The sequence below is a fragment of the Marisediminitalea sp. genome, assembly GCF_984433645.1.
Genome location: NZ_CFIDRX010000236.1, coordinates 1 through 5,218 on the forward strand (window position 1 = coordinate 1; position 5,218 = coordinate 5,218).

A 5,218-nucleotide genomic window follows, 5' to 3' on the forward strand; every position below is an offset into this window, starting at 1 on the left:
TTATCAGTACCCGGCTTAACCGTTTGTCCAAATAGGTTGAGCGAAAACGAAGATGGAAGCACAAGAAGATGCTCTTTTAATGCTTGGGCGCTTGAAGTGAACGACTCAGAGTCAAATTCTATACCACCAAATGACCGCACAAGTTCGAGCATATTTGGACATTCTTTCTCAAATTCTTGAGCCAGTAGCTTCACTCTCTGCTCAGAATAGATAGGCATAACGGACGCAAAAATATCCTCATCAACTAGCCTTGGTGTAGGATGAAGAGCAGCTTTCGCAAGAGCATTGATGAGCTGGATCGCATCTCTTGGACGCTCACGACATCTGGTTCGAATTGCATCTGCCCAGTTGGTCCTTTTCTGGCTGGTAGGCATTCTAGGTAGATTGCCTTCAAAGAATAAAGGATAGTAATTTTCTAACCCCGCAATCCCTAGGTCCTTTGCTGCTAGCTGCAGACGCCGTTCAAATATATTTTGTATGTGATCTAAACTCGGATTAAGGTTATAAACCAGCGTTAGAAAATGATCCGTTTGGTCTCTTTGACCTGCTTTTTCGCTGGAAAGTGCCCTCCAAATTTCATCCCGAAGAGATACTATGCACCTAACTTGAGGTATTCTTTCAGATAGCTCCCTTGTTGCGAGTAAAAAGGCCCAAATACGATTTAGTTGACCAGATTGATCTGGAGGAGCAACCTGATCTGTATCATCGATGAAGATGTAGATGCTCGTCTGAGAGTTCGATATATTTTCAGAAATTGCTCTCTCTAATGAGATAGCACTTGATTTTGAAGTGTTTGGCAAAATCTCAGACAAATCAGCTTGTACCCACGATTTTGCAACCTTCGGCAGAGTTCTAGCAATTCGCGAAATGAAATCTGGCTTTTGAATTCCATCAGCAATAGCACTATTTAATATCTCAGCATCTGACTCACTTACCAGCCCGCGAATGTTATTGCTTAACGCCCCGGCGATTGCCTGCAATAGACACAAGTACGCAGTACGAGTCAACTCCCCAACTGAGGATTGTGTACTCATAGAAGAAAGATCAATATCCAACGGTTTTAGTGAAATATTGGGCACCTTCCCTTTATCGAGTATCCTTGAGGCAAAGTCGATGATTGCGCTTTTACCTGCACCTTTTTTACCTACGAGTACTCGAGGGCTTCCCGGAGGTGGAGTGATGATTTCGGCAAATTCATCAGCCCTAATGAATGCCTCACCTAAGATCGCCTTTTCTCCTTCAGTCGTTCCGGTGGGAACGAATTTTAACAAAGCATCGAGCTTTGCTTTTATTGTCGGTTCCATTTTTTACTCCAATCTTTCAATATTGGGAGGACTCATTGCCGCGCTAACAGTTTAATATCCACCTAAATAGTGTACTAACTTACACCAATTTGGCGTATATAATTTACTCATGATAACCATAAAAATTCTTTTAAAACAAACCTGTATTTTGAGTAAATATGGTGCAGCGCAAGTCTTAGCGCATTAAATAAACCACTATGGGCAATTATTTTTTACTTTACTGCAAAACTCATCGCAGACTATATTCATTCTTGGTAAATCTGATCTGTGCGTTTGAGAAAACGCCACTAGTTCAGGTACACCTCTTAATTTCGCGTTGTCCTATTAGCCCTCAATCTTCAGCAAAGGCAATTTCTGATGTATGGAATTCGCTGTGCTAATGCGTAACGCTTGGGGGTCAGTCGATGGTCGAATAAGGTTTCGAAGCCATCGTTCTCAATAAAGCGGTAACAAACAAAACAAAGGGGCAATGTTGCCCCTTTGTTGTTTGTGTAGGCTATTTCACGTCCTTCGCGGGTTCATCAACCGCTGGATACGCTTTGGGTTGCAGTGGTTTAACGGGTTTTTTCCGTAGTTGTTTTTTGAGGTATTTCACCGCCGCTTCTAACTGGGCATCTTGTCCGTTGAAGGTAGCATGGGGCAAATTGTCTACTTCAACATTAGGGCTCACTCCGTGGCCTTCTACTACCCAGTTACCTTCCATATCAAATACCGGCAGTTCAGCCACTCGTGCCATGCCGTTGTCAGCCAGTCTGTTTAGTCCGCGCAACCAAATCCCGGCACCGGCTGTTTGTTTGCCTATCACCGGTCCCAATTTCAAGGATTTTACCGCAGCAGTAAAGGTTTCTCCGTCGGAGTAGGTGTACTGATCGGCCAGAACAACCAGGTGGCCTCTGAAGGTCTGTTGCATATTCGTTGAGGGATCGGCGTTGCCAATGGTCCAGAACATCCACACCCGGCGCAGTAGCTTTTCAATTAACCAGCTATCGATATTACCGCCGCGGTTGCGTCGCACATCAATGATCAGTCCGCCTTTTTGGTTTGCAGCATAAAACTCTCTGGCAAATTCGCTGACATCATTGCTGCCCATCGCGTAAATGTGCATATAACCAATGTCATCATCCTGCGCCGTTACTTTATTGCGATTGGACGTAACCCAGTCCTGATAGCGCAAGCGGAAGGCCTGACCGTTACTGATAGGGTAGGTCACGGTATGGTGCGATTCACCGTCACGCAGAAGGGTAAGTACAACCTGTTTGCCTGCCTGGTTGAGCAGTGCGTTGTGAACCGCTTGTATGTCTTTTACTTCCCGGCCATTAATGGCCTGAATAATATCGCCATTTTGAGCATTAGTGCCCGGCTTTTGCAGTGGCGATGCATTGGCTGGCAGTTCAGTGTCGTACTGATAAATATGTTCTATTACCACGCCTTGCGCAGTCTGTGTCAGCATGGCTCCCAGACTGGCCGGCTTAGGACGGTCCGGCGTGTCCGGCACATCGCCGCCATACACCTGTGAATGCAAGACATTCAGTTCGCCGATGAGTTGCGCCAGCACATCGTTGAGTTCATAGCGGTCTGTAATACGCGCCAGTAAGGGGGCGTATTTGGCTTTTGCTTGAGGCCAGTCAACGCCACGCATGGCTTTGTCATAAAAGAAGTCCCGGTGCATCAACCAGGCGTCGTGAAACAGCTGCTGCCATTCCTGTTCCGGTGAAATACGTAGTTGCCAGTCTTTTACATTCATTCTGAATGGTTTGCTGTCTGACGGGAATTTTTTGCCCGCAGGTACCACGTAAATTTGATCATTGTTGCTGCTGGGTTTTAACACTAGCAGCTGTTTGCCATCGGGGCTCATGTCAAAACCGGTGATAGGAGAGACGACCGTAGATGTTTCGTTTTTCGGCGAGAGACGAATCGCTTTCAGGGCCGTTTTATTGCCGGTTCCTTCACGTTGACTGACGAACAGGTATTTGTTGTTTACCCGCAACTGTGTGTAGTTGTCAGCTTTTGCAGGTACCTGCCACAGTCGTTCTGATAACCCCTGCCAGTCAACTACGGTGTCGGGTTTGGTATCTTCTGTCTCTGTGGCCTCGTCTTCACTGTTGTCTTCTGCGGCCGTTTCTTCGGATTCAGGTTCAGCGTCGTCAGCTTCCGCTTCATTCTTTAACATGGCCAGTTCATTGGGCTGTTGAAAAGGAAATTCGGCGTCTTGTTTTAAAGCATAGGCATAAATTAGCGTTTTATTGTCGAAGCTCGTACCCATGTTGCGGTCGCCCCACGGCGAGCGAGTTGTTGGGGTAAACGCTCTGTCAGACAAGAAGTACAGCCAGTCACCGTTTGCCGAAAACGCCGGGGAATAACTGTTGTACTTGTCACTGGTAAGTAACACGCCGTCATCGGTTTGTGTATCAAGCAAATAAAGTCGGCTGCGCTGATTGCCCTGTGTATTAACAGTGAGCGCCAATAATCTGCTGTCGCGACTCCACACTACATTGGCATAGGGGTTCATTTCCGATTGCCCTTCAAATACCTTGCGGTTTTCCAATGTTTCCAGGTTAAGTAGCCACAGGTCACCATTGAAGTCATCGTGGGCGATATATTTACCGTCAGGTGATAAAACCAGGTTCCAGCGACTTACGGTTGCGTCTTGTGTAAGCTGCTTCTGTTCGTCGGAGCCATCGGCTGCGAATTGCCAGATTTCCATTTCGCCACTGGCATCATTGATGGCATAAACCCATTTTCCGTCATGGCTCAATATTGCTTTGCGGGAACGTGATTGCGCCGGCGTGCTGATGGGTTTTAAGCGGCGGCCGTCTGAGCTGGCAACCGCGATCTGGCCCCTTGCTGTAATGACAGCTTGTTTCTGCTGTCCGGAAAAGCCCACGTTAGTCATGTATTTTGTGGGGGTTGTCAGCCACTTGTCACGTTTGTGTGGAAAATCAGATGTCAGGTGAATAGGGAGCGTGGTAATACTGTTGTCGCGTAAATCCAGTACCTTTATGTCGGCACCATGCTGAAAAGCAATTTTACCGTTTGAGAGCGAGGCATCGCGGATTGGATAATCGGTAAATGTGGTCAGTGCTTTTTTGCGTTTACCTGACAACGTCATTTGCCAGATATTGTCATTGCCATTTTCATTGCTGATGAAATACAGCGTGTCCTGCCAGCGCATCGGCTCTCTGACAGAGGCATCGTGATCGCCAGTTAACAGAGACGCCTCGCGATCGTCGTTTAAATCAAAACGCCACAATTCACCTTGCGCGCCGCCTCGATAGTAGCGGGCATTGTCATTGGAGACTTGCAGGCCAAACTGCACGAAATACAGTTCATTACTATTATCTACCACCCCTTCAACAGCATCAGCGACCGGCAGTGTGGTACTGATCAGTGTATTGGGATCCACGGTTTTTAATGTCCAGTTACCGGTAGGGCCAACCCGGGACATAGTGGCGAAGACAACGTGCCCCTCTGGGGTCCATCCGTGTACTTTTACGGCACTGTTCTCGAAGCTGATGCGTTTGGCAGAACCGCCATTCACGGGCATAACATAGACTTCATTGGTGCCTTCGTAATTGGCCACGAAAGCGATTGATTTGCCATCTGGCGATATTGCTGACTCGCGCTCTTCTGCGGGATGGGTGGTCAAGCGCGTCGCCGATTGCTGCCCCAACTGATACACCCAAATATCGCCTTCGGCGGTAAATGTCAGGGTGTCATTGTGTAGTGAAGGATCGCGGTAATAGCCGGTATTGGCCAGACTGCCGGCACTCAGGCCAAGTAAGGTTACTAGTGTAATAAGACGCATATAGGAATCGTCCCTGTAGTATTGATTTATGATTATTGAACCAACACCATAAAGGCCGACAGGGTTTTGTCAACTAGGCTGCGGGTTGTCGTCGAATTTGCCTGATAAA

The 5,218-nt window shown here is 47.3% G+C and carries 2 protein-coding genes; both read right to left on the reverse strand.

Annotation, left to right across the window (positions count from 1 at the left end):
* Window positions 1-1,304, reverse strand: a 1,304-nt coding sequence (locus AC4MRN_RS19290; protein ID WP_491204219.1) for a P-loop ATPase, Sll1717 family, incomplete at its 3' end; no start/stop codon positions are given.
* A gap of 496 nt (window positions 1,305-1,800) precedes the next feature.
* Window positions 1,801-5,109 (reverse strand): S41 family peptidase, encoded by a 3,309-nt coding sequence (locus tag AC4MRN_RS19295; RefSeq protein WP_491204220.1) that lies wholly within the window; start codon window positions 5,107-5,109, stop codon window positions 1,801-1,803.
* Window positions 5,110-5,218 lie beyond the last annotated feature (109 nt).